This window comes from Aminobacter sp. 01T433 (assembly GCF_056398585.1).
Genome location: NZ_JBFTPR010000003.1, coordinates 318,905 through 341,205, shown reverse-complemented (window position 1 = coordinate 341,205; position 22,301 = coordinate 318,905). Strand labels below are relative to the sequence as shown.

Annotated in this window: 21 protein-coding genes; 7 read left to right on the top strand and 14 right to left on the bottom strand. The window is 63.2% G+C overall.

What is annotated here, in order from left to right; genetic code table 11:
- Positions 1-28: 28 nt before the first annotated feature.
- From AC1DLV_RS06925 to pssA, 5 genes are all read left to right on the top strand, one after another.
- Positions 29-1,399, top strand: coding sequence for a LysM peptidoglycan-binding domain-containing protein (locus AC1DLV_RS06925; RefSeq protein WP_476798810.1), 1,371 nt, complete (start codon positions 29-31; stop codon positions 1,397-1,399).
- A 69-nt stretch (positions 1,400-1,468) separates the two neighbouring features.
- Entirely contained in the window at positions 1,469-1,810 is a 342-nt protein-coding gene (locus AC1DLV_RS06920) for an ArsR/SmtB family transcription factor (RefSeq protein ID WP_476798809.1), read from the top strand.
- A 14-nt stretch (positions 1,811-1,824) separates the two neighbouring features.
- On the top strand, positions 1,825-3,720 hold the full coding sequence (locus AC1DLV_RS06915) for an ABCB family ABC transporter ATP-binding protein/permease (protein WP_476798808.1): 1,896 nt from the start codon (positions 1,825-1,827) through the stop codon (positions 3,718-3,720).
- Positions 3,721-3,870: 150 nt separating this feature from the next.
- Complete coding sequence (locus AC1DLV_RS06910) at positions 3,871-4,569, top strand: phosphatidylserine decarboxylase (RefSeq protein WP_476798807.1); 699 nt, start codon at positions 3,871-3,873, stop codon at positions 4,567-4,569.
- Between the two features lie 8 nt (positions 4,570-4,577).
- Positions 4,578-5,429 (top strand): CDP-diacylglycerol--serine O-phosphatidyltransferase, encoded by an 852-nt coding sequence (pssA, locus tag AC1DLV_RS06905; RefSeq protein WP_476798907.1) that lies wholly within the window; start codon positions 4,578-4,580, stop codon positions 5,427-5,429.
- Here the strand turns inward: pssA and AC1DLV_RS06900 are convergent.
- Both AC1DLV_RS06900 and AC1DLV_RS06895 read right to left on the bottom strand, forming a co-directional pair.
- Positions 5,426-7,645, bottom strand: a complete 2,220-nt coding sequence (locus AC1DLV_RS06900) for an AMP-binding protein (RefSeq protein ID WP_476798806.1) — start codon at positions 7,643-7,645, stop codon at positions 5,426-5,428. The genes pssA and AC1DLV_RS06900 overlap by 4 nt on opposite strands.
- A 251-nt stretch (positions 7,646-7,896) precedes the next feature.
- Positions 7,897-8,787 (bottom strand): DMT family transporter, encoded by an 891-nt coding sequence (locus AC1DLV_RS06895; protein ID WP_476798805.1) that lies wholly within the window; start codon positions 8,785-8,787, stop codon positions 7,897-7,899.
- A gap of 119 nt (positions 8,788-8,906) precedes the next feature.
- Here AC1DLV_RS06895 and AC1DLV_RS06890 point away from each other — a divergent pair, with 119 nt between their 5' ends.
- Positions 8,907-9,413, top strand: a complete 507-nt coding sequence (locus AC1DLV_RS06890; protein ID WP_476798804.1) for an OsmC family protein — start codon at positions 8,907-8,909, stop codon at positions 9,411-9,413.
- Between the two features lie 21 nt (positions 9,414-9,434).
- Here AC1DLV_RS06890 and AC1DLV_RS06885 read toward each other — a convergent pair whose 3' ends face one another.
- Complete coding sequence (locus tag AC1DLV_RS06885; RefSeq protein ID WP_476798803.1) at positions 9,435-10,061, bottom strand: hypothetical protein; 627 nt, start codon at positions 10,059-10,061, stop codon at positions 9,435-9,437.
- A 102-nt stretch (positions 10,062-10,163) separates the two neighbouring features.
- Positions 10,164-10,910: an SDR family NAD(P)-dependent oxidoreductase gene (locus AC1DLV_RS06880; RefSeq protein ID WP_476798802.1), complete on the bottom strand. Its 747-nt coding sequence runs from the start codon at positions 10,908-10,910 to the stop codon at positions 10,164-10,166.
- On the opposite strand from AC1DLV_RS06880, the gene AC1DLV_RS06875 reads away from it, so the two are divergent.
- On the top strand, positions 10,909-11,157 hold the full coding sequence (locus AC1DLV_RS06875) for a hypothetical protein (protein ID WP_476798801.1): 249 nt from the start codon (positions 10,909-10,911) through the stop codon (positions 11,155-11,157). The genes AC1DLV_RS06880 and AC1DLV_RS06875 overlap by 2 nt on opposite strands.
- A gap of 32 nt (positions 11,158-11,189) precedes the next feature.
- Here the strand turns inward: AC1DLV_RS06875 and purF are convergent, their stop codons facing one another.
- From purF to AC1DLV_RS06825, 10 genes are all read right to left on the bottom strand, one after another.
- Positions 11,190-12,659 (bottom strand): amidophosphoribosyltransferase, encoded by a 1,470-nt coding sequence (gene purF / locus AC1DLV_RS06870; RefSeq protein WP_476798800.1) that lies wholly within the window; start codon positions 12,657-12,659, stop codon positions 11,190-11,192.
- Between the two features lie 85 nt (positions 12,660-12,744).
- Positions 12,745-13,353 carry a CvpA family protein gene (locus AC1DLV_RS06865; protein WP_476798799.1) on the bottom strand — a complete coding sequence of 203 codons (609 nt, stop codon included), beginning with the start codon at positions 13,351-13,353 and terminating at the stop codon, positions 12,745-12,747.
- A gap of 28 nt (positions 13,354-13,381) precedes the next feature.
- Entirely contained in the window at positions 13,382-14,785 is a 1,404-nt protein-coding gene (radA, locus tag AC1DLV_RS06860; protein WP_476798798.1) for a DNA repair protein RadA, read from the bottom strand.
- 54 nt (positions 14,786-14,839) lie between these two features.
- Positions 14,840-16,333, bottom strand: coding sequence for a replicative DNA helicase (locus tag AC1DLV_RS06855; RefSeq protein ID WP_476798797.1), 1,494 nt, complete (start codon positions 16,331-16,333; stop codon positions 14,840-14,842).
- Between the two features lie 189 nt (positions 16,334-16,522).
- On the bottom strand, positions 16,523-16,846 hold the full coding sequence (locus tag AC1DLV_RS06850; RefSeq protein ID WP_476798796.1) for a YnfA family protein: 324 nt from the start codon (positions 16,844-16,846) through the stop codon (positions 16,523-16,525).
- A 122-nt stretch (positions 16,847-16,968) separates the two neighbouring features.
- Positions 16,969-18,258 (bottom strand): class I SAM-dependent methyltransferase, encoded by a 1,290-nt coding sequence (locus tag AC1DLV_RS06845; RefSeq protein ID WP_476798795.1) that lies wholly within the window; start codon positions 18,256-18,258, stop codon positions 16,969-16,971.
- Between the two features lie 149 nt (positions 18,259-18,407).
- Positions 18,408-18,983, bottom strand: coding sequence for a 50S ribosomal protein L9 (gene rplI, locus AC1DLV_RS06840; protein ID WP_476798794.1), 576 nt, complete (start codon positions 18,981-18,983; stop codon positions 18,408-18,410).
- 220 nt (positions 18,984-19,203) lie between these two features.
- Positions 19,204-19,452, bottom strand: coding sequence for a 30S ribosomal protein S18 (gene rpsR / locus AC1DLV_RS06835; RefSeq protein WP_019170551.1), 249 nt, complete (start codon positions 19,450-19,452; stop codon positions 19,204-19,206).
- Positions 19,452-19,931: a 30S ribosomal protein S6 gene (rpsF, locus tag AC1DLV_RS06830; protein WP_476783955.1), complete on the bottom strand. Its 480-nt coding sequence runs from the start codon at positions 19,929-19,931 to the stop codon at positions 19,452-19,454. Before rpsF ends, rpsR begins: the two co-directional genes overlap by 1 nt.
- Positions 19,932-20,242: 311 nt before the next feature.
- The gene (locus tag AC1DLV_RS06825; RefSeq protein ID WP_476798906.1) at positions 20,243-22,099 is read right to left on the bottom strand and encodes an LTA synthase family protein; all 1,857 of its coding nucleotides are present in this window, start codon (positions 22,097-22,099) and stop codon (positions 20,243-20,245) included.
- Positions 22,100-22,301: the final 202 nt, after the last annotated feature.

The following is a 22,301-nucleotide window of genomic DNA, read 5'->3' as shown; positions in this document are numbered from 1 at the left end:
CCCATCGGAGGGCTAGGGGCAGCGATATATGGCAATTAATCCGTTGAAAATCTTCCTTCTCGCAGCAGGTGGCTCGGCCGCTGCTGCGACCATTGCATATGTGTCTGGTGCGCTTGATCCTTACCTGGCGCCGCCCGCCGTGGTGGCGAGCTTGCCGGCACCCCCAATAGCCGCGCCGAAGGCGGACAAGATCCCTGGGGCGGCAAAGCCGGCAGCCGAGGGGCAAGCCCCCGCTGGGCTGGCACCCGCTGCGCAGGCACCCGTTGTGGTGGCGCCGTCCTTCGATGTCGTGCGCGTCGAAGACAATGGCTCAATGGTGATCGCTGGCAAGGCAGCGGGCAACGCCAAGGTCGAGATCGTGACCGGGTCGAAGGTGATCGGGGCTGCGGTCGCAGGCACGGACGGCGATTTCGCCGTGGTGCTCGACCAGCCGCTCAAGCCGGGCGACTACCAGATCGTGCTGCGCGCGACCGCGCCCGACAATGTCGTGGCGACGTCGACCGAGACCGCCGTGGTTTCCGTGCCTTCGGAGCCAGGCGGACAGGTGCTGGCACTTGTCGAAGAGCCGGGCAAACCCTCCGAGCTGATTACCGTTCCCAAGCCAGCCCAGGCGCCAACGAAGCTGCCTGCAGCCGACCAGCCTGCCAATGCGCCGGCAGCGACGGCCGAAGGACAGACCGCATCGCAGCCGGCTCCGGCAAAGTCGGTTGCATCCGCATCGAAGGTGAAGATCGCAGTTGAAGCCGTCGAGATCGAAGGCAAGAAGATCTTCATCGCTGGTGTTGCCGATGCGGGCCGCAAGGTGCGTGCCTATGCCAACGAGATTCTGATCGGCGAAACCCAGACCACGCCGGAAGGCCGCTTCCTGATCGAGGCTGAGCGCGAACTGCCGGTCGGCGATTACATCATCCGCGCCGACGCTCTTGAGCCAGACGGTGTCAAGGTCGCGGCGCGTGCGGCGGTGCCGTTCCAGCGCGAGCCGGGCGAAGCGGTCGCAGCGGTTGCACCGGCACCCGCACCGGTTGATACCGCAACGAAGCCGCAAGCGCCGGCAGCGAGCGACGCGCCGGCTGCGCCAGCGGCACAGGCTCAGACGAAGTCACCGGAAAAGCCTGCCGAAGTCGCTTCGGCCGGGGCTGAAGCGACTGCGCCCAAACTCGAGTCGGTCGATGGTGCCGTCATCATCCGTCGCGGCGATTCATTGTGGCGTATCTCGCGCCGCGTCTATGGCCAGGGCGTGCGCTATTCCAACATCTATCTCGCCAATCAGGATCAGATCAGCGATCCCGACCGCATCTGGCCGGGGCAGGTGTTCCGCGTGCCGGAGAAGTCCCAGGAGGGCGAGGCGGCCAATATGGGCGCGATGGGCGAACAGGCGATGCCAGCGCCCAAGCCGTAGCTTTCAGGTACGGCATTTCAGCCAAGTTGGGTTGCGTGGATAGATTTCATCGTTTATCGTCGATGAACGATGAAATCATTCTCCACCGCCGCACCGTCATGCCGCGCCGCCTCCGTTGCGGATGTGGCGCAAAAGCTTGCGGCTCTCTCACATCCCGCACGGCTTGAAATCCTGCGACGTCTCGGCGGCGGCAGGTCGTGCTGCTGCAAGGAAGTGGTCGAGCATCTCGACCTCGCTCAGTCGACCGTTTCGCAACATCTGAAAATCCTCGTCGAGGCCGGACTGGTCCGCTACGCGCCGGAGCGGCAGCGCTCGCGCTATCAGATCGACCAGGCGGCATTGACCGCTGTTTCCGCATCCGTCTCGGCGCTCGTCGAATCCTGCTGCGCCGTCGAAGGCGCGGACATCTAATCAAGGCAAGCATAGTGGCTAACAAGACCGTCTCCGCCGAACGCGGCTCGACCCTCAGCACGATCAGGAACCTGTGGCCCTATATGTGGCCACAAGACAGGCCCGACCTCAGGGCGCGGGTGCTGTGGGCAACCGTGTTCCTGTTCGTCGCCAAGCTGACGCTGGTGGCGGGGCCCTATTTCTTCAAATGGGCGACCGATGCGCTCGCTGGCGATCAACGCACGCCGCTGGCGTTGCCGGCATTGCTCGCAGCACCTGTCATGCTGGTGGTTGCCTATAATTTCGTGCGCATCGTCCAGCTCGGCTTCAACCAGCTGCGCGACGCGCTGTTTGCCAGCGTTGGCCAATATGCGGTGCGCCAGCTCGCTCATCGCACCTTCGTGCACATGCACCAGCTGTCGCTGCGCTTCCATCTCGAGCGCCGGACGGGCGGGCTGTCGCGCATCATCGAGCGCGGCACCAAGGGCATCGAGACGATCGTCCGCTTCACCATCCTCAACACGGCCCCTACCATCCTCGAATTCGCGCTGACGGCCGGCATCTTTGCCTTCGCCTATGGCTGGCAATATGTGGCCGTGGTGGCTGTGACCGTGTGGCTCTACGTCTGGTTCACGGTGCGGGCGAGCGACTGGCGCATCGCCATTCGTCGGGAGATGAACGATTCCGACACCGACGCCAATACCAAGGCGATCGATTCGCTGCTCAATTTCGAGACGGTGAAATACTTCAACAACGAGAGCATGGAAGCCGAGCGCTTCGACCGCTCGATGGCGCGTTACGAATCCGCGGCGACAAAGACTTGGACCTCGCTCGGCTGGCTCAACTTTGGCCAAGGCGTCATCTTCGGTCTCGGCATGACGGTGGTCATGTGGATGTCGGCAAAAGAGGTGATGGCCGGGACCCAGACCGTGGGCGACTTCGTCTTCGTCAACGCCATGCTGATGCAGCTTTCGGTGCCGCTCAATTTCATCGGCATGATCTACCGCGAAATCCGCCAGGGACTGACCGACATCGAAAAGATGTTTGAGTTGCTCGACGTGCCGCAGGAGGTGAATGACAGGCCGGGCGCCCAGCCGCTCGTGGTCGGCAATGGCCGCGTCGAGTTCCGCGATGTGCATTTTGCCTATGATCCGAACCGCCAGATCCTCAAGGGCGTGAGCTTCGAGGTGCCGGCCGGCAAGACGGTGGCGATCGTTGGTCCCTCGGGGGCCGGAAAATCGACGATCTCGCGGCTGCTGTTCCGCTTCTACGACATCCAGCAGGGCGCGATCCTGATCGACGGCCAGGACATCCGCGACGTCACCCAGGAGAGCCTGCGCGGCGAGATCGGCATGGTGCCGCAGGACACAGTGCTGTTCAACGACACGATTGCCTACAACATCCGCTACGGCCGCATGAACGCTGACGAGGAAGACGTGCGCCGGGCAGCGGACCTGGCCCAGATTTCGAGCTTTATCGAGCGCATGCCGGATGGCTACAAGTCGATGGTCGGCGAGCGCGGCTTGAAGCTTTCGGGCGGGGAAAAACAGCGCGTGGCGATTGCCCGCACCATCCTCAAGGCGCCGCCGATCCTGATGCTGGACGAGGCGACGTCGGCCCTCGACACCCAGACCGAGCAGGAGATCCAGAGCGCGCTCGACCTGGTCAGCAAGGGCCGCACCACGATCGTCATCGCCCACAGGCTGTCGACGGTCATTTCAGCCGATGAGATCATCGTCTTGGCCGATGGCGGCATCGCTGAGCGCGGCACCCATGCCCAGCTTCTGGGGCAGGGTGGGCTTTACGCCTCGATGTGGGATCGCCAGCGCGAGGCCACCGAAGCCGAGGAGCGTCTGCGCCAGGCCCGCGAGGCCGACGAATTTGGTGTTGTGGTGCGTCGCCGGACCCCGGAGGTTACCGAGGCCGGGTGATCGGCCCGCGCCGGGCCGCCAGTTCGGCCGCACGGGCAGCATTTGTTGCCCGTTGTCTGCGATAGCAGGGGGCGTCAGCAATGCCGCGTTGCGGCTTAGCGTCGTTTCCGGTAAGCACTCCCAGACTTCAACAGCAACGGCATCCCCTTCATGAGCATAGCCGACACGATCCGCAACGCCTTCGTTCCGGTCCATCGCGAGGGGTATCCCTTCATTGCCGGATTTGCGGCGGTCGCCGTCCTGCTGGGCTTCTTTTCTACTTCGCTGTTCTGGGTCGGAGCGATTCTCACGGCCTGGTGCGCCTATTTTTACCGTGACCCCGAGCGGGTGACGCCTGTCGACGACAAGTTGGTGATAAGTCCCGCCGATGGCGTGGTGTCGGCAGTCGGTCCCGCCGTGCCGCCACGCGAGCTTGGCCTCGGCACCGCCGAGATGACCCGCATCTCGGTGTTCATGAACGTCTTTTCCGTCCACGTGAACCGTGCGCCGGTGCGCGGCAAGATCATACGCATCGAGCACCGTCCGGGCAAATTCCTCAACGCCGAACTTGACAAGGCGAGCCAGGAAAACGAGCGCAACGGTATTGTCATCGACAGCCCGAACGGCCAGGTGGCCGCCGTGCAGATCGCCGGTCTCGTGGCGCGACGCATTCTCTGCTGGGCCGATGTCGGCGGCAATATCGGCGTTGGCGAGCGTTTCGGCCTGATCCGCTTCGGCTCGCGCGTCGATGTGTTCCTGCCCACAACAGCAGTCGCACGCGTCGCTGTCGGCCAGACCGCGGTTGCCGGTGAAACCGTGCTTGCCGAATTCGGCGGCACCAGCCACGCACTGCTGGTGCGGGTCTCCTGAGGACAACGCTGGTGTCATCTTTCAAACCCTTTGAACCCCATGGCCAGGGCGGACCGCGCATTCGCGAAATTCCGCTGCGCATGGTCCTGCCCAATCTGATCACCGTTCTGGCAATCTGTGCCGGCTTGTCGGGCATCCGCCTCGCCTTTGAAGGCCGCTTCGAATCGGCTGTCGTGATGGTGCTGCTGGCAGCCTTCCTCGACGGCATCGACGGCCGGTTGGCACGGATGCTGAAAGCCACCTCGAAGTTCGGCGCGCAGATGGATTCGCTGGCCGACATCGTCAATTTCGGCGTCGCACCCGCGCTCGTGCTCTATGCCTTCCTGCTCGATGGCGCAGGTTCACTCGGCTGGATTGCAGCCCTTTTGTTCGCCATTGCCTGCGGCCTCAGGCTCGCCCGCTTCAACGTGCTTGACGAGGATCTCGACCGGCCGGCCTGGCAGGCGGAGTATTTCGTCGGCGTGCCGGCACCCGCCGGCGCCGTTGTGGTCATGGCGCCGCTCTACATCTGTTTCCTCGGGCTCGAACCGACACGCACGGTTGCCTATGCCGGCACTGCCTTTGCCATTCTGGTTGCGTTCCTGCTGGTCAGCCGTTGGCCGATCTATTCCGGCAAGACGCTCAAGGTCCCGCGCGAATATCTGCTGCCGGTGATGTTGGCGGCGGTGTTCTATGTGCTGCTTCTGACCGTCTATCCCTGGCAGACGCTGACGGCTTCGGTGGGAGCGTATCTGCTGTTCCTGCCGCTGAGCGCCAGCGCCTATGCGCGTCGCGCCAAGATCGAAGGTGCTGCTGCCGCAGCGGCTGCTGAAGCAGCATCCGCCGAAACCACGCCTGATGAAACCAAGCCGGAAGCTTAGGCAGCAAGTCCAAGCCGATCGAGCGCCATGCGGCGGGCGGTGACATAGTCGGTCTTGCCTGAACCGAGCACCGGAATTTCGCTGACCTTGATGATGTCGTGCGGCACCATCAGTTCAGCGGCGCCGGCCTGCTTGCCGTAGAGACGCAAGGTCTCGGGATCGGCATTGCCGGCGGTGGTGACCAAGACGATGCGCTCGCCCCGGCGCTTGTCGGGCACGGCGACCGCCGCATGGCGCTCCTCCGGCCACAAAGCCTGCACCAGCATTTCGACAGCACCCAGCGACACCATCTCGCCAGCGATCTTGGCGAAGCGCTTGGCCCGGCCACGGATGGTGATGAAGCCCTCCCGGTCGACCGAAACGATGTCGCCGGTGTCGTGCCAGCCTTCGAGCGGCTGCAACTCGCCCGGCCTGTCGGCGGTCATGTAGCCCATCATCAGGTTGGGTCCCGATAGCCAGAGCTGGCCGCCTTCGGGCACGCCTTCGATTTCTTCGAGCCGCATCCGCATGCCCGGCAGCAAGCGCCCGACGGTGCCGTCGCGGCTGTGTGTCGCCGTGTTGACGGCAACCACGGGGGCGGCTTCTGTCAGCCCGAAGCCTTCCATGATCTCGGCGCCGAAGCGCTCGCGCCAGACACGCCGCGTTTCGGCCCGAACCGGTTCGGCACCGGCGACGATGAAGCGCAGGCTGGAGAAATCGCCGTCTTCGGCGGTACGCGCATAGGCGGCGAGGAAAGTGTCCGTGCCGAACATGATCGTCGGGCGGATCTTGCGCGCGACATCCGGGATGAGTTTGTAGTGCAGCGGCGAGGGGTAGAGGAACAGGCGCACGCCGGTGAGCAGGGGCAATATGGTGCCGCCTGTGAGACCAAAGGAGTGGAACACCGGCAGCACGTTGAACAGCTTGTCGGCGGGCGAAATGGTGATGCGCGCCTCGGCCTGCATGGCGTTGGCGACGAGGTTGCGATGGGACAGCACAACCGCCTTGGGCGTGCCTTCCGATCCTGAAGTAAACAGGATGACGGCGGGCTTGGATGCGTCCTGGGGCTGCAGCGCACGCCGCCACTGGAGCGCGGCGGCCAGTTTTTCCAAGGTCGACACGCTGTCGCGCAGATCCTCCAGCCAGATCATCCGGGCGCCAGCCTGTTCGGCAGCAGTGATGACGTCGGCAAGATCGGCCTTCTTGATGAATGCGCGCGAGGAGACGATGGTCTTGATGTCAGCCGTTTTCACTGCCGAGGCGACGTTGGCAGCACCTGCGGTGTAGTTGATCATCGCAGCGACACGGCCCGCCGAGAGCAGGCCGAGCATGCTGAGCACCACGCCATTGGCATTGGGCAGCAGGATGCCGACGGCTTCGCCGGAACCGGATAAGGCTTCGAAGCGCTTGCCGAGCACGCGAGCGCCGGTCAGAAGCTGGCGGTAGCTCAAGGCGCCACTGACCACGTCCTCGACGATCGGGCGCGAGGCGCCGTAGCGGCTGGAGGCATCGCACAACGAATAGAACACGCCCCGGTCGAGATCCGTGCCGGCAAGACGCGCTTCGGCGCAACGGTCGAACAAGGCATTGGCGGTGGTGCTTTGCGAAAAGCCGGCGCGCTGGAGCAAATCGGCCATGGTCATCGGCGCGAGAGCGATGATCTTCAGGCGCGGGAACCATTGACGCGGCGCGCGTTCTGCCGGCGTCAACGAGAAAGGCAGATGCCGGGCACCGCTGACGAAGATCGGAACGATCCGGGCGTCGGCCTGCATGGCGATACGGGCGACGGCGCGGAACAGCCTGAACGACTTGACGTCGGGCTCGACGGTGTCGGGCAGATAAACGGCGAGGCGGCCCTTGCCGCGCAGCACGCGCACAAGGCGCCGGCTGACGAAAACGTGCTCGGCGTTGAAGGCGATGGTGCGGCCCAGCTCGCGCCAGGGCTCCAGCCAATGCGCGCGGGCGGATGCATCGTCGAGAATGTGCAGGGTGTGCTCAGGCAGCAGCGACAGCATCAGCGCCGGTTCGAGGCGCGACTGATGCGAAATGACATAGATCACCGGCGTATCGACGTCGCGTGCCTTGCGCAGGGCCTCGTCGTCCACCCGGTAGATCAGCTTGAGCGGCAGATAAAGCAGTGCCTGGCGGAAGCGGATGCCGCGGCCATGCATCAAAACACCTGCGGCAAGCATCCATGCCGCGACGAAGCCGAGCACAATTGCACTGGCCAGGATCATGCCGCACCTCCCGATGCCCGCAGCACCCACCGCGCGCATCGAAACTAGACGATGACGACGCAACGTCAATGCGCATCGTCATCCCACCATCCCCTTGGCCTCGGGACAGGAAAAAGCCGGTCTTGCGACCGGCTTAAGTAAAAGGGACGGGTGGAGGGGATGGGGGGATGGGGCAACCCGTCCTGTGTGCAAGAACGCGATGGGGCCAAATTGGTTCCGAAGCGTTCAAGCTTTTTGTGATTCTTTTTCGATTACGCCTGTTGGGGCTGTGTGCGTCGTGCGCTGGCCCAGTCGTAGAAGGCGTGGGAGAACACCGAGGCAAGCACGATTGCGCCGCCGGCGAGGCTCGCGACAGGTGGTAGTTCTGCCAGGAACAGCCAGGCGAAGAAGATGCCGAAAGGCACCTCCGTCGTGCCGAGAAGGCCGGCTTCAGCGGCTGGAATGCGACGCGCACCTTCGGTCCACAAGACGACGGCGAGCGCGAAGGTGAAGCCAAACGACGCAAGCGGGGCTATGTCGGATCTGGATATGGCAAGCGGGTCGGTGACGAACCAGGCAGGAATGAAGCCCAAAAACGCCGACACGGCGCCGGCCCAGACGACAGGTGCATTTCGGAAGCAGCGCACAAGTGCCGCATAGAGCGCGAATGTGAAGGTCATCAGCAAGGCGAGCGCGTCGCCGAAGGCACGGCCGCCGCCCAAGCCGGACCAGACCATGACCGCGACACCAACCAGGCACACCGCAGCGGCAATCGCCGTCTGGCGGCGAAAGACTTCGCCTGCGACCAGCCAGGCAAGCAGGGCTACCACGAACGGCACGGTGGCGTAGATGACCACGACATTGGCGACATAGGTGTTCTTGAACGCGGCGATGAAGGCGATGCTGGAAAATGTGCCCAGTATGGCGAGCATCCAGCCCTGCCAGCCAAGGTGAAGGCTTTCGCCGCCACCATAGCGGCGCCGCCACAAGACATAGGCCGAGATCAGCAGCCCGCCGATCAGCCCGCGCCAGCAGGTAATGGTCAGGGGGTCGGCGTCGATCGACTTGGTGAGGATGCCAGCAAGTCCGAAGACGGCTGCCGAACTGGCAATGAGGAGGACGCCGAGCCTGTGCTGCGAAGCGGCTTTGGTCTCGCTGGTCATTGCCACGCCTCCGATGAAGGAGCCTAACCTATCGCGCCGCTCCTGCCAGCCTGCTGTCAGCAAACATGTCAGCTTGGCATTGTGATAGGATCGCAAGTGGCGAAAACCGGGAGAAATCGATGGATGCCGCTCAACTGAAGGCGCTGCAGGCGCCGATGAAGGACGCCTATCGCGAGGATGCCGGGCGTGCGCTGATCACGCTCAAGGCGAAAGGCGCGGTCGACGACCAGTCGATCGCCTGCAAGGTCGATACCGGCAGGGCGATCGTCACCGCTGGCCTGCATCCGGCGACGGGCGGCAGCGGCATGGAACTGTGCTCCGGCGACATGCTGCTCGAAGCTCTGGTGGCCTGCGCCGGGGTGACCTTGAAGGCGGTGGCAACGGCGCTCGTGTTCCGCCTGGGCGAGGCCCAGGTGTCCGCCGAAGGCGACCTCGATTTTCGCGGCACGCTGGGAGTGGCCAAGGACGCGCCGGTCGGCTTCCGCGCCATCCGGCTCGCCTTCAAGCTCGACACCGACGAGCCGCAGGAGCGCATCGATGCGCTGATCAAGCTGACCGAACGTTACTGCGTGGTGTTCCAGACGCTGAATGTTCGGCCGGAACTGTCGGTTTCGGCCGAACGGTAGCGTGGTGCCTTGCCGGCGCCGTCAGTTGGCGGCGAAGCAGTAAAACAGGCCGTCGCCCCCCGTGCTCTTGAGCGCGTCCTGGCTGCAGCCGCCGCGCGAGGCGTGCGCCGAGTTCCACGACTTGGCCGCTGCCGACTCGTCGAGCCCCTTGCGGTCGTGGTGGCCCATCATGGCGGCACCTTCGGTGCCATCGAGCGTCCAGTCGCCGCAGGTCTGGTCGGCGATCCTGGTGCCGTCCGGCTTGGAGCCGGTCAGAATGTCGTGCCGGTTGGGCGTATCGCCACGACCGTTGATGACGTTGCCCCTTTCGTCGAGCGCGGTCTCTTTGTTGATGTTGTTGGCGTCGCTGTGCAGCGAGGCGACATCGTCGGCGATCTTCTGGCCCTTGGCGTTGACCCATGGGCCCTTGCCGATGCGGTCCTTGGCGTCGGCGTCCTTGGTGGAGAGATAGGCATGCCACGTCTTGCCGTTTGAGCCGGCTGCCGCCGCCAGGCTCTGGCACTGGGCATCGGCGCCTGCGAGGCCACCGAGATTGGCGCCCTTGCCAGGACCGCTGCTGGTCACAAAGAAGCTCATCGTATTGTCCTGGGCGCTGGCCGCCGAAAGTCCGGCGCATAGCACAGCCGTCAGGACGAGAATGCGTTTCATCTTTGGTCCTCCCGTTTTATTGTTTCCCACGCGCGAAAAACTAGGACGCGGGCAACAACGCAGCCAATCACGACTGCGTGTCGAAAACGGCGAGGAACGCGTTCAGGCCGGCAGTTGGTAGGACGCCCAGCGCTGTTCCCTGATCTGGTAGATCTGCCCTGTGCGGGTGAGGGCGGGGTCGACCATCGGCAGGATGTGGCTTGCCGTTTCGGACGGATGGGTCACCGACGCGGGATTTTCGCCGGGCACTGCCTGGGCGCGCATCGCCGTGCGGCTGGTGCCTGGATCGAAGATGTTGACGCGCAATGCCATGTTCTTGGTTTCGTCGGCCCAGGAGCGGGCGAGCGCTTCGACAGCTGCCTTGGAGGCTGCATAAGGCGCCCAGAAGGCGCGGGCCGAGTGCGCCGAACCCGAGCTGACGATGACGGCGCGGCCGGCGTCGGAAAGCCTCAGCAACGGATCGACAGAGCGGATCATCCGCCAGGTGCCTGTGACGTTGACCGCCATGACTTTGTCGAAAACCTTGGCCTCGACATGGCCGATCGGGGCAATGACGCCCAAAACGCCGGCATTGGCCACCAGGATGTCGAGCTTGCCCCAGCGTTCGTGGATCGAGCCGCCGAGCCGGTCGATGCCGGCCATGTCGGTGAGGTCGAGCGGCACAAGGGTTGCCTTGCCGCCGGCTGCCTTGATCTCGTCGTCGAGTTCTTCAAGCCCACCGACTGTGCGCGCGACCGCGATCACATGGGCGCCGGCCGCGGCGAGCTGCCTGGCGGTGTTGTAGCCGATGCCGCGCGAAGCGCCGGTGACAAGGGCGATACGGCCGGAGAGGTCGGGGATGGTGGTCATGCAGGCACCCAATTCGAACTGGTCGATCCGCTGCCTGATAGGACGATTTTGTCTGGAACAAAACCCCGCAACGGAGATTGACCATCGACTTGGTGCCGCACCCCGTGAAATTTTCGGGCCTGAGGTGTCGGAATTGCCTGTAGTCGGGCGTCCTGGGTTGCTGCTATTCGCGGCCGTCCACGGGCAGGGCGAAAAACTCGCGCGGCAGGGCTTCATCTGGAAGAGCCAGGCGGTTTCCGCGAATTGATGCGGAAACCAGCCGACCTTATGAGGCGTGGTTTACAGTCCGCCTGTTGCCAGCAGCGACAAGGTGCGCACATTGTCGGCGCCATCGAAATCGGCGAGGCGGGTCGGATACTGCCCGGTGAAGCAGGCGTCGCAGAATTGCGGCTGTTCGTTGTCGCGGCTCGCTTCGCCAACGGCGCGGTAGAGGCCATCGATGGTCAGGAAGCCAAGCGAATCGACACGGATGAACTCGGCCATCTCTTCGATCGTCATGCGCGAGGCTAGAAGCTTCGACTTTTCCGGCGTGTCGACGCCGTAGAAGCACGAGGCGCGGGTGGGCGGCGAGGCGATGCGCATATGCACCTCCTTGGCACCCGCATCGCGCACCATCTGCACGATCTTCTGGCTGGTGGTGCCGCGCACGATGGAATCATCGACGAGCACCACGCGCTTGCCTTCGATCATGCGGCGGTTGGCGTTGTGCTTGAGCTTGACGCCCATGTGGCGAATGGAATCGCCGGGCGAAATGAAGGTGCGGCCGACATAATGGTTGCGGATGATGCCGAGCTCGAAGGGAATGCCGGCTTGCTGCGAAAAGCCGATGGCCGCGGGCGTACCGGAATCGGGCACCGGCACGACGATGTCGGCTTCAACAGGGCTTTCGATCGCCAGCTCAGCACCGATGCGCTTGCGCACCTCATAGACATTGCGGCCCTCGACCGAGGAGTCGGGACGGGCAAAATAGACATATTCGAAAATGCAAAAGCGCGACTTCTGCTGCTCGAACGGGAAGATGCTCTCGATGCCCTTGGAGGTGACGATAACCATCTCGCCGGGCTTGAGGTCGCGCACGAAACGCGCGCCGATGATGTCGAGCGCGCAGGTTTCCGAAGCAAGGATCCAGGCGCCGTCGAGATCGCCCAGCACCAGCGGGCGGATGCCGAGGGGATCGCGGCAGCCGATCATCTTCTTGGACGACATGGCGACGAGCGAGAACGCACCTTCGACCTGGCGCACCGCATCGATGAAGCGCGAATTAAGGTCGCGTTCCTTGGAGGTGGCGACCAGATGCAGGATGGTTTCCGTGTCGGAGGTCGACGAGAAGATCGAGCCCTGCTTCTGCAAAGCACGCTGCACGGTCATGGCATTGGTGAGGTTGCCGTTATGGGCGACCGCAAAGCCGCCATCGGCGAGTTCGGCAAAGAAAGGCTGGATGTTGCGCATGCCTGCACCGCCGGTGGTGGCGTAGCGGGTGTGGCCAATGGCGCGGTTGCCCTTGAGGCTGTCGATGACGCGCTGCTTGGTGAAGGTGTCGCCGATCAGACCGACATGGCGCTCGACGTGGAACTGGCTGCCGTCATAGCTGACGATACCCGCAGCCTCCTGGCCGCGATGCTGGAGCGCATGTAGCCCCAGCGTGACGATTGCCGCAGCGTCCTGCCGGCCAAAGATGCCGAAGACACCGCATTCGTCGTGGAAATGATCGTCAGCTTCCGCTGAAAGGGCGGTCGATGCGTCTGCCATGGGGCGAGGCCTCTCGTCGCAAAAACGCTATATAGTGCGAAGAGGCGGGAAGGGCAACGGAACTTCCCCGCCTCTCATACGATCGTTAGTTATTGGTCGGTGCCGGTTCGGCGGGCGTGTCCGCCTCGCCATCGGTCGGAGCGTCGGCAGGCGGCGTTGCCGTTCCTGCTTCTGGCTCTGCCCCTTGCGGCTTGAGCTTCTTGAGGATCGAGTTTTCCGGATCCTCGGGCAGCAGGTTTTCGATCGACGTGCCGATGCTTTCGAGCAAGGGCCGCGACTTGGCCTCGCTGACCCATGCCGGCGCATTGGTGCCAACGAGCCAGTTGAAAAACAAAAGCCCGACGGCAACGACCAGGACACCGCGCGCTGCACCGTAGAGGAAGCCGAGCGTGCGATCGAGCGCGCCGATGCGGCTGTCGATGATGAAGTCGGCGATCTTCATGGTGATGATGGTGACGATGATCAGCGCGACGATGAAGACGACGCCGGCGGCTGCGGCCATCGCGATCTTTTCATTGTCGATATAGGGCTGAACGTAAGGAATGACTGGCTTGTAGAAGAAGAAAGCAGCGGCAGCGGCAGCCGCCCAGGAGGCGACCGAAAGTACTTCGCGCGAAAAACCGCGTACCATGGCGAGCATCGCCGAAACCAGGGTGAAGCCGACCAGAATTCCGTCAAGCAGCGTAATCGGCATCGTGTCCACTCACTCCATGACGACGGTTTCAGGCCGTCTCTTCCGCGCGGCTTCGTTTTGTGCCGGCAATACGCGCCACCAGATCCGCCAATGCGGTCGGCTGGAACGATCCGGCTCCGAGTCCACCTGCGAGTTCCCCACTGCCGGAGGGCAGCACGGCCCTTCCGAAGCCCAACTTTTCGGCCTCTTTAAGGCGCTGCTGCGCATGCGCAACTGGCCTTACGGCGCCTGAAAGGCTGATTTCGCCGAAATAGACGCAATCAGCGGGCAGGGCAAGACCGGTGAGCGATGAAACCAGTGCGGAAGCCACCGCCAGATCGGCGGCCGGCTCGGAGATGCGGTAGCCGCCAGCGACGTTGAGATAGACATCGTGCTGGGCAAAGCGCACGCCGCAATGGGCCTCGAGCACGGCGAGGATCATCGACAGCCGAGACGAATCCCAGCCGACGACCGCGCGCCGCGGTGTGCCGAGCGAGGAGGCTGCGACGAGCGCCTGAATCTCGACCAGCACCGGCCTTGTGCCTTCCATGCCGGCAAAGACGGCGGCCCCCGGCGCCTTGGCATGGCGCTCGCCGAGGAAGAGTTCGGACGGATTGGCGACTTCGCGCAGGCCCTTGTCCGACATCTCGAAGACGCCGATCTCGTCGGTCGGGCCGAAGCGGTTCTTGACGGTGCGAAGGATGCGGAAATGGTGACCGCCTTCACCTTCGAAATAAAGCACGCCGTCGACCATGTGCTCGACGACACGCGGGCCAGCGATCTGGCCTTCCTTGGTGACGTGGCCGACGAGTACCACGGCCGCACCTGTCGACTTGGCATAGCGGATCATCGCCTGGGACGAGGCCCGCACCTGGGTGACAGTACCGGGCGCTGAATCGGCGAGATCGGTCCACAGCGTCTGGATCGAATCGATGATGACAAGATCCGGACGCTTGCCGTCGGCGATGGTGGCGAGGATGTCTTCGACATTGGTCTCGGCGGCAAGCTCGACCGGCGAGGTGGCGACGCCGAGGCGCTGGGCGCGCAGCCTGATCTGGGCGACCGCTTCTTCACCTGAGACATAGACGACGCGGTGGCCGCGCGATGCGAGGGCTGCGGCCGCCTGGGTAAGCAAGGTGGATTTGCCAATGCCCGGATCGCCGCCGATGAGCAGTGCGGAGCCACGCACGAAACCGCCGCCGGTGGCGCGGTCGAGTTCGCTGATGCCCGAGACGATGCGCGGCGCATCTTCAATATCGCCGTCGAGCGAGGTCAGCGTGACCGCGCGGCCCTTGCGCGCGCTCTTGAGCGCGCCAGGGCCTGAGCCGATGCCGCCCGCCGTGCCTTCTTCGACAAGCGTGTTCCACTCGCCGCAGGAATCGCATTTTCCGGCCCAGCGCTGGTGTGCTGAGCCGCAATTCTGGCAGATGAATTGGACGCGGTTTTTAGCCATGGGTGTGGGGATGCTTTTTTGCTGTCGAGGTAAGGCTCAAGGCGTCTGACAAGCCTACTCTTCTCCAAACCTGTCCGGCAGGTGATGCTCGGGTGCGAGGTCGAAGAAGCGGGTGAATTCGCCCTGGAAGCCGAGGCTGACGGTGCCGGTGGGGCCGTGACGCTGCTTGGCGATGATGACTTCGGCCTTGCCGCGCACATCGTTCATGTCGCCTTCCCACTTCAGGTAATCGTCGGTACCGGGCTTCGGCTCCTTGTTCTTGAGATAGTACTCTTCACGATAAACGAAGATCACGACGTCGGCGTCCTGCTCGATCGAGCCGGATTCGCGAAGATCGGAGAGCTGGGGACGCTTGTCGTCGCGGCTTTCGACCTGACGCGACAGCTGCGACAGCGCGATGATCGGAACGTTGAGCTCCTTGGCCAGCGCCTTGAGGCCGGTGGTGATCTCGGTGATTTCCTGGACGCGGTTCTGCGAGGATTTCGACGATCCCTGCATCAGCTGAATATAGTCGATGATGATGACGTCGAGGCCGCGCTGGCGCTTGAGGCGGCGGGCACGCGCGGCAAGCTGGGCGATGGAGATACCACCGGTCGAATCGATGAACAGCGGGATCTTCTGCAGCGTCTGGGTACAGCTGACCAGCTTTTCGAAATCGGCCTCGGTGAGATCGCCACGGCGAATCTTGGAGGAGGGCACTTCGGCCTGCTCGGAAATGATACGGGTGGCCAGCTGTTCGGACGACATTTCGAGCGAGAAAAAGCCGACGACACCGCCGTTTTCGGCCTTGAACGAGCCGTCGGCCTGCTGGGCCGGCACATAGGCGTGGGCGACGTTGAAGGCGATGTTGGTGACGAGCGAGGTCTTGCCCATGCCGGGGCGGCCGGCGAGCACGATCAAGTCGGAGGACTGCAGGCCGCCCATGCGGGCGTCGAGATCTTGTAGACCGCTGGCGACGCCGGAGAGATGGCCGTCGCGCATATAGGCGGCGCTGGCCATGTCGATCGCGGTCTTGACCGCGTCGGAGAAGCTTTCGAAACCGCCATCGTAGCGGCCGGTCTCGGCGAGTTCGAACAGGCGGCGCTCGGCATCTTCGATCTGCTCGCCCGGTGACATGTCGACAGGCGCGTCATAAGCGATGTTGACCATGTCTTCGCCGACGGTAATCAGCGCGCGGCGGGTGGCAAGGTCGTAGACGGCGCGGCCGTAGTCGGACGCATTGATGACGGTGACGGCATTCGAGGCGAGAGCGGCCAGATATTGCGAGACCGTCATGTCGCCGACCTTCTCGTCGGCAGGCAGGAAGGTCTTGATGGTCACCGGGTTCGCCATCTTGCCCATACGGATGAGCTCGGAGGAAACCTCGAAGATCTTGCGGTGCAGCGGTTCGTAGAAATGGGTCGCCTTGAGGAAGTCCGACACGCGGTAGAAGGCGTCGTTGTTGACCAGCATCGCGCCCAGCAGTGCCTGCTCGGCTTCGATGTTGTTGGGGGCTTCCCGGTAGAGTGGGGTTTCCGCCACCTCGAACTTGCGCGCTGCCTCAGCCAATGTCGTCCCCAATCTATTACCAAGCATCTCCAGTATCAGAGCCGGCCCGGCAATCGCAGTCTTTAGCGCCGCTAGCCACACGATCCCCGCTGTTCACAGGCGAACGTGAAATGTCAGGGAATGCGGTTGACGCGAATCGCGGTGAGTCTAACCGGTAACCGGCAGGAACAAAACAGGAATAAGGGGCAGTCACGCGCTTCGTGGCGCGAGCAGGATGATCGAGGCGCCGAGAATGCAGATGACGGCACCGATCATGTCCCAGCGGTCGGGCCGGATGCCTTCGGCGAGCCACAGCCAGCCGAGCGAAGCGGCGATGTAGATGCCGCCATAAGCGGCATAGGCGCGGCCGGCAGCGTTGGCCTCGACCAGCGCCAGAAGCCAGGCAAAGGCAATCAGCGAGAGCAGGCCCGGTGCGAGCCAGAGCGGCGACTTTTCAAGCCGCCACCAGGCCCAGAAGGCAAAGCAGCCAGCGATCTCGGCAAGGGCGGCGGCAGCGTAGATGGCATAGGTCATGAAAAAGGCCCGCGCGATTAGAGCGCCGCGCGTCCACTCGGACGCGCAAAGGACGCTCTAACAGTTAAAATTGGCAACGGGCCCATCTCCTACAATCGAGGTAGCGGAGGCAAGGGCGGAACCTACCCCTTGTCCGCCACTTTCCTGCGACGGCTGCTTTTGGCGGCAGGTTCGGTCTCGCGGTGCGCCAGCTCGTGCATGGCGAGCGCCTTTTCGCACTTGCCGATATAGTCGCGGGTCAATGGCAGCGTGTCGTTGCGGTGGGTGAGCTGGATCTGGAACACCATCAGGTCCTGCCAGCGGAAGGCAGCTTCGGACGCCGCGAGATAGAACTCCCACATCCGGCAGAAGCGTTCGTCATAGATCGCCCTGGCCTTGTCGCGGTTAGCCGCAAAGCGTTTGCCCCAATGCTTCAGCGTGTCGGCATAATGCAGCCTGAGGATCTCGACATCGGTGACCATCAGGCCAGCCTTTTCAATCGCTGGCAGCACCTCCGACAGAGCGGGAATATAACCGCCGGGGAAGATGTGCTTGCGGATGAAGGCGCTGGTCGAGGCAGGCGGGCCGGCACGGCCGATCGAGTGGAGCACCATGACACCATCGGGCTTCAGGCGCTTGGCGACGTTGTCGAAGAAGGTGCGGTAGTGGTTGACGCCGACATGCTCGAACATGCCGACGGAAACGATGCGGTCGAAGCGCTCGACCAGTTCGCGATAATCCCTGATTTCAAAATGGACGTGGCCATCCAGCCCTTCTTCATGCGCGCGCTCGGTGGCGACAGCATGCTGCTCGCTCGACAAGGTGACGCCGAGCACCTGGACCTCGAAGCTGCGGGCGAGATAAAGCCCAAGTCCGCCCCAGCCGGAACCGATGTCGAGCACCGATTGGCCCGGCTTCAACCGCATCTTGGCTGCGATATGCGCCTTCTTGGCGATCTGGGCCTCTTCCAGCGTCATGTCCGGATGGGCAAAATAGGCGCAGGAATATTGCATGTCGGTGTCAAGGAAGAGCCGGTAGAGATCACCCGACAGGTCGTAGTGCCGCTGGACATTGCGTTTGGCGCGCGCGGCAGTGTTAACCTGCTGGAAGCGCCGAAAGGCGAGCCTCACATTGTCGATCGCCTTGGTCCAGGCAGTGTCGATGCTGCCATTGCCGAGATTTTGGAAGACGACCCGCATCAGCCCGAGCACATCGCCGCCGACGATGTCGACATCGCCGTCCATATAGGCCTCGGGCAGGGCCAGCATGGGATCGAGCGCAATGGCGCTCTCGGCGCGCCGCGTCTTGATCAATAAATGCACCGGCTCGCCGGAACCGTCGCCGAATCGATGAGATCGCCCATTGGGGCCGGTGACTGTCAGATCGCCCGTGCGCACAAGCTTACCGACGATACGCTGCAACAACATGTTCATGGCGTGCTCGCGAAAGAGGTCAGTCCTGTAGTCCGATCTTGGAAGATAGTGACAGGGCTGACAAGTTCCACAAGCTGGCACAAAAAAAGCCCGGATGTTGCCATCCGGGCTTGGTCCAGAAAACTGGATAGAAAAGGCGTTGGCTGAAATCAGCCCTCGTCGCCTTCGTCTTCGTTCGGATCAAAGAAGCTGTCCGGACGGGCGTTTTCGTTGATGTCGTCGCCGTAGATGGCTTCAGCCGTGGTCAGCGTCTCGCCCTTCGTCTGGCGCTCGGCTTCTTCGGCCGTGCGTGCGATGTTCAGCGTGATGGTGACTTCGACTTCGGCGTGCAGCGCGATCGCCACATTGGTCAGGCCGATGTTCTTGATTGGCTGGTTGAGCTCGACCTGGTTGCGGGCAACCGTGAAGCCTTCGGCGATCAGAAGATCGGCGATGTCGCGGGTCGAGACCGAACCGTAGAGCTGGCCGGTTTCACCAGCCGAGCGCACGATCACGAAGGTCTTGCCGTCGAGCTTGTCGGCGACCTGCTGGGCTTCCGACTTGCGCTCGAGGTTACGGGCTTCGAGCTGAGCGCGCTGGCCTTCGAACTTCTTCCTGTTGGCCTCGTTGGCGCGGAGCGCCTTGCCCTTGGGCAGAAGGAAGTTACGGGCAAAGCCGTCCTTGACCTTGACGGTGTCGCCCATCTGACCGAGGCGGGAAATGCGTTCGAGGAGAATGACGTCCATTTTCCTGTCCTTTCGTTGGCTGCAAAGGCAGCGAATAAAATTCAACGGGCAAGGAAGCAGGGAAGGGCGGGTACCGCCGGTTTCGCTGTCCTGCCTGTCGTTGCGGCAGTTAGGGACTCTTGAGGAGACCCAACTCGGGATTTTGAGACTTAACCGGCCACGCCCGTCGCGGCAGGAAAATTCTGGCCCGGGCGACCAAACGCCCGGGCCAGAAACTAGATCACTTCACCACGTAGGGCAGCAGGCCGAGGAAGCGGGCGCGCTTGATCGCCTTGGCGAGTTCACGCTGCTTCTTCTGGCTGACGGCGGTGATGCGCGAAGGAACGATCTTGCCGCGCTCGGAAATGTAGCGCTGCAGCAGACGCACGTCCTTGTAGTCGATCTTCGGAGCGTTGGCGCCGGAGAACGGGCAGGTCTTGCGGCGGCGATGGAAGGGACGACGGGTCGGGATCTGATTGATGTCGACCATTATTCTGCACCCCCTTCAACACCTTCGCGCGGACGGCGCGGGCCACGATCACCACCGCCATCGCGGTCGCCGAAGCTGCGCGGGCCGCGATCACCACGGTCGCGGTCGCCGAAGCTGCGCGGACGATCGCCAAAGCCACCACGCTCGGAGCGCTCTTCGCGCTTCTGCATCATGGCGGAGACGCCTTCTTCATGCGCGTCGACCTTGATGGTCAGGAAGCGCAGAACGTCTTCGGACAGGCCCTGCTGGCGCTCGACTTCCTTGACGGCAGCCGACGGAGCAGTGATGTCCATAAGCGTGTAATACGCCTTGCGGTTCTTGTTGACGCGGTAGGTGAGGGACTTCAGTCCCCAGTTCTCAACCCGGCCAACCGACCCGCCTGCTGCAGTGATGATGCCCTTGTAGTGTTCGACAAGTGCATCGACCTGCTGCTGCGAGAGGTCCTGGCGGGCAAGAAACACATGTTCATAAAGAGCCATAGCTTTTGCCTTTCTTCGTTTCGATCTTCCGGTCCCGGCGGCTAGAGCCTCTGCGACCTCGCTGACCCTTCGAGGGCCTTACGGCCTCCTCAGGGGAAGAAAGGAGCACGACGAGACGGTCGAGAGCGGAGACACGGGAGGCGGAAGCGTTTTCGCTTCACACGGCGACTTTCAAGAAAGCCTCCGGCCCTCCGTTCAGCCCCCAGCTGGGACCGGCAGATGGCGGGCGTCTACATGCTAAGTGCGGCCAAGGCAAGGGGCGGGGCCAAAAATCCCGCCGAAATCGGCCATTTGCCTGGGTTTTTCGCGGCTCAGCCGAGTGCCTCGGGTTGCAGGAAAAGCGGCGAGCGGGTGCGGTCGGCAACGACCTTGTCGACCGTCTCAGGGAAGAAGCCCTTGGCGCCGCGGCGCTTGCCGAACATCATGTCGTATTGCAGCCAGCGGAAATCGCGGATCGCCGGGTCGAGCTGCTTTTCGCGTGACCAGTCGAACACCGACTCGCCTTCGCGCGGCAGCAGCACGTTGCGATCGACGACCCGGAACCGGTCATGCAGGTCGCCAAGGAAGCCGGTGTAGTAGGGGTGGCTGATGCCGGCGGTCTCGAGCACATGCAGCGGCAGGAAGGCCGGGCTGATCGAGCCGATGTCGCGCGCGGGACCTGTGCGGTTCGACCACACCACCAGCGGCGTTTCGTGCTGGACCAGCATCTCGCCGATCGCCGCCTTGCGCTTGGCCACCGGCTCTTTCATGAAGCCGGTCTCGACATAGACGGGCCCGAGCGGTGGCAGGTGGTCGCCGAAGAAGGCGATCACGGTCGGGCGCTCGCGTTTGCTCGCCCAGTCCATCAGCCGCTTGAGGCCGCGGTCCGCGTCGGAAGCGCCCTCGGCATAGGTCAGGATCGAATCGCGTGCCCACTGTGTCGTTGCGGCCTCGACCTTGTGGGTCGTGTCGCTGTAGCGGTTCGGCTCGTAAGGGCCGTGGCTCTGCAGGGAGACCGCAAAGAAGAAGAACGGATGCTCGGTCGCATCGGCCTCGCGGATGATCTCTTCCATCAAGGCGGCGTCGGATGCCAGCGGCCCGCGCTTTTCGAGCGGCGGCAGGTTTTCTTCCGACATGAACTTGTCGAAGCCGAAGGCCTGGTAGACAGGCGCGCGATTCCAGAACCAGCTGCCGAACGGATGGATGGCGCGGGTCTCGTAGCCTTCGCTCTTGAAGAAGGTGGCCAGCGAAGGCACCGGCGCGCGGACATATTGCTGGTAGGGGATGGAGCCGGCCGGCAGGAAGGCGTTGGAGAAGCCGGTCAGCGCCTCGAACTCGACATTGGCGGTCATGCCGCCGAATTCGGGCGAAAAGACATGGCCCGACTGCGAAGCGCGTGCGTTCTTTATCGGATCGGGTGTGATCGATACGCCAGGCAGAAGCGTCGGATCCCAGAAGGATTCGCTCATCACGATGATGACGTCGGGCTTTTCCTCGGGCAGGGCCGCGACAGCCTGTTCAGGCCGGGCAATGGCGTCGATCGCTTTTTCGGAATAGCCCTCCGGCGCCTTGACCTTGGCCATCGGTACATTGAGCGCGAAGGCGATGGCAAAGCCGTTGGAGGCGTAATTTTCCTTCTGGTCCCACATCATCGGGATGATCTGGAGGCGGTCGCGCGTCCACGAGAAGGTCGCGTAGTCCATGATCGAGACAAAGAAGGCGAGGGTCGGAATGGCAATGGCCAGACGCGAGACGCGTGCCCAAAGCGTCAAGGTCGGCATGCGGCGGCGCCAGTAGCGCCAGGCCAGCACAAGCAGCGAGATGCCCACGATCAAGCCGACGGCAATGCCGATGCCGGCCAGCGGCCGCTCACGAACGAGCAGCGGCATCAATTCGACGATCTGGCGGGCGTAGAGGAAATCTGTCGGGTAGAGCGGGTCGCCGAGATAGAGCGATTTCTGATGGCCGACGAAGGCGAGCACAAGTGCGACGGGGGCAACGATCAACAGGCCGTTGTAGGGCCGGCCCAGGAGTGCATCGAGAGCGATGATCAAAAGGGCAAACAGTGCGACCGTCGTCCAGCTCGGCTTGAACGGCTGCTGGAAGAAGTTGAGGGTGTCGACGAAGGAGCCGCGCGCGACCAACTCGATGGCAAAGACCAGCACCGCCGAAACGGCGAGGGTGACCATCACCGAGCGCAACACGCACAAGGTATAGGCACGCCGGCCACGTGCTTGCGCGGCCTCGTTTTCGTCATCTCTGACGACGGCCTTGCCGTCCGCCAATAGCTTTGCCAACTCAACTTCCCCGGAGCCTCGACAGCGGCATCACGCAACTGTCACAAAACGGTCATCGAAAACCTAGCGCATATGGCAAAATTGAGAAGGATGG

Coding starts and splice junctions, on each gene's coding strand:
- rpsR (WP_019170551.1), bottom strand. CDS start 19,452: ATGGTCGACATCAATCAGATCCCGACCCGTCGTCCCTTCCATCGCCGC.
- rpsF (WP_476783955.1), bottom strand. CDS start 19,931: ATGGCTCTTTATGAACATGTGTTTCTTGCCCGCCAGGACCTCTCGCAG.
- AC1DLV_RS06845 (WP_476798795.1), bottom strand. CDS start 18,258: ATGAACATGTTGTTGCAGCGTATCGTCGGTAAGCTTGTGCGCACGGGC.
- AC1DLV_RS06850 (WP_476798796.1), bottom strand. CDS start 16,846: ATGACCTATGCCATCTACGCTGCCGCCGCCCTTGCCGAGATCGCTGGC.
- purF (WP_476798800.1), bottom strand. CDS start 12,659: ATGGCAGACGCATCGACCGCCCTTTCAGCGGAAGCTGACGATCATTTC.
- AC1DLV_RS06925 (WP_476798810.1), top strand. CDS start 29: ATGGCAATTAATCCGTTGAAAATCTTCCTTCTCGCAGCAGGTGGCTCG.
- AC1DLV_RS06895 (WP_476798805.1), bottom strand. CDS start 8,787: ATGACCAGCGAGACCAAAGCCGCTTCGCAGCACAGGCTCGGCGTCCTC.
- AC1DLV_RS06865 (WP_476798799.1), bottom strand. CDS start 13,353: ATGCCGATTACGCTGCTTGACGGAATTCTGGTCGGCTTCACCCTGGTT.
- AC1DLV_RS06875 (WP_476798801.1), top strand. CDS start 10,909: ATGCAGGCACCCAATTCGAACTGGTCGATCCGCTGCCTGATAGGACGA.
- AC1DLV_RS06920 (WP_476798809.1), top strand. CDS start 1,469: ATGAAATCATTCTCCACCGCCGCACCGTCATGCCGCGCCGCCTCCGTT.
- AC1DLV_RS06900 (WP_476798806.1), bottom strand. CDS start 7,645: ATGATCCTGGCCAGTGCAATTGTGCTCGGCTTCGTCGCGGCATGGATG.
- AC1DLV_RS06890 (WP_476798804.1), top strand. CDS start 8,907: ATGGATGCCGCTCAACTGAAGGCGCTGCAGGCGCCGATGAAGGACGCC.
- AC1DLV_RS06885 (WP_476798803.1), bottom strand. CDS start 10,061: ATGAAACGCATTCTCGTCCTGACGGCTGTGCTATGCGCCGGACTTTCG.
- AC1DLV_RS06825 (WP_476798906.1), bottom strand. CDS start 22,099: ATGGTCACCCTCGCCGTTTCGGCGGTGCTGGTCTTTGCCATCGAGTTG.
- AC1DLV_RS06910 (WP_476798807.1), top strand. CDS start 3,871: ATGAGCATAGCCGACACGATCCGCAACGCCTTCGTTCCGGTCCATCGC.
- rplI (WP_476798794.1), bottom strand. CDS start 18,983: ATGGACGTCATTCTCCTCGAACGCATTTCCCGCCTCGGTCAGATGGGC.
- AC1DLV_RS06880 (WP_476798802.1), bottom strand. CDS start 10,910: ATGACCACCATCCCCGACCTCTCCGGCCGTATCGCCCTTGTCACCGGC.
- radA (WP_476798798.1), bottom strand. CDS start 14,785: ATGGCTAAAAACCGCGTCCAATTCATCTGCCAGAATTGCGGCTCAGCA.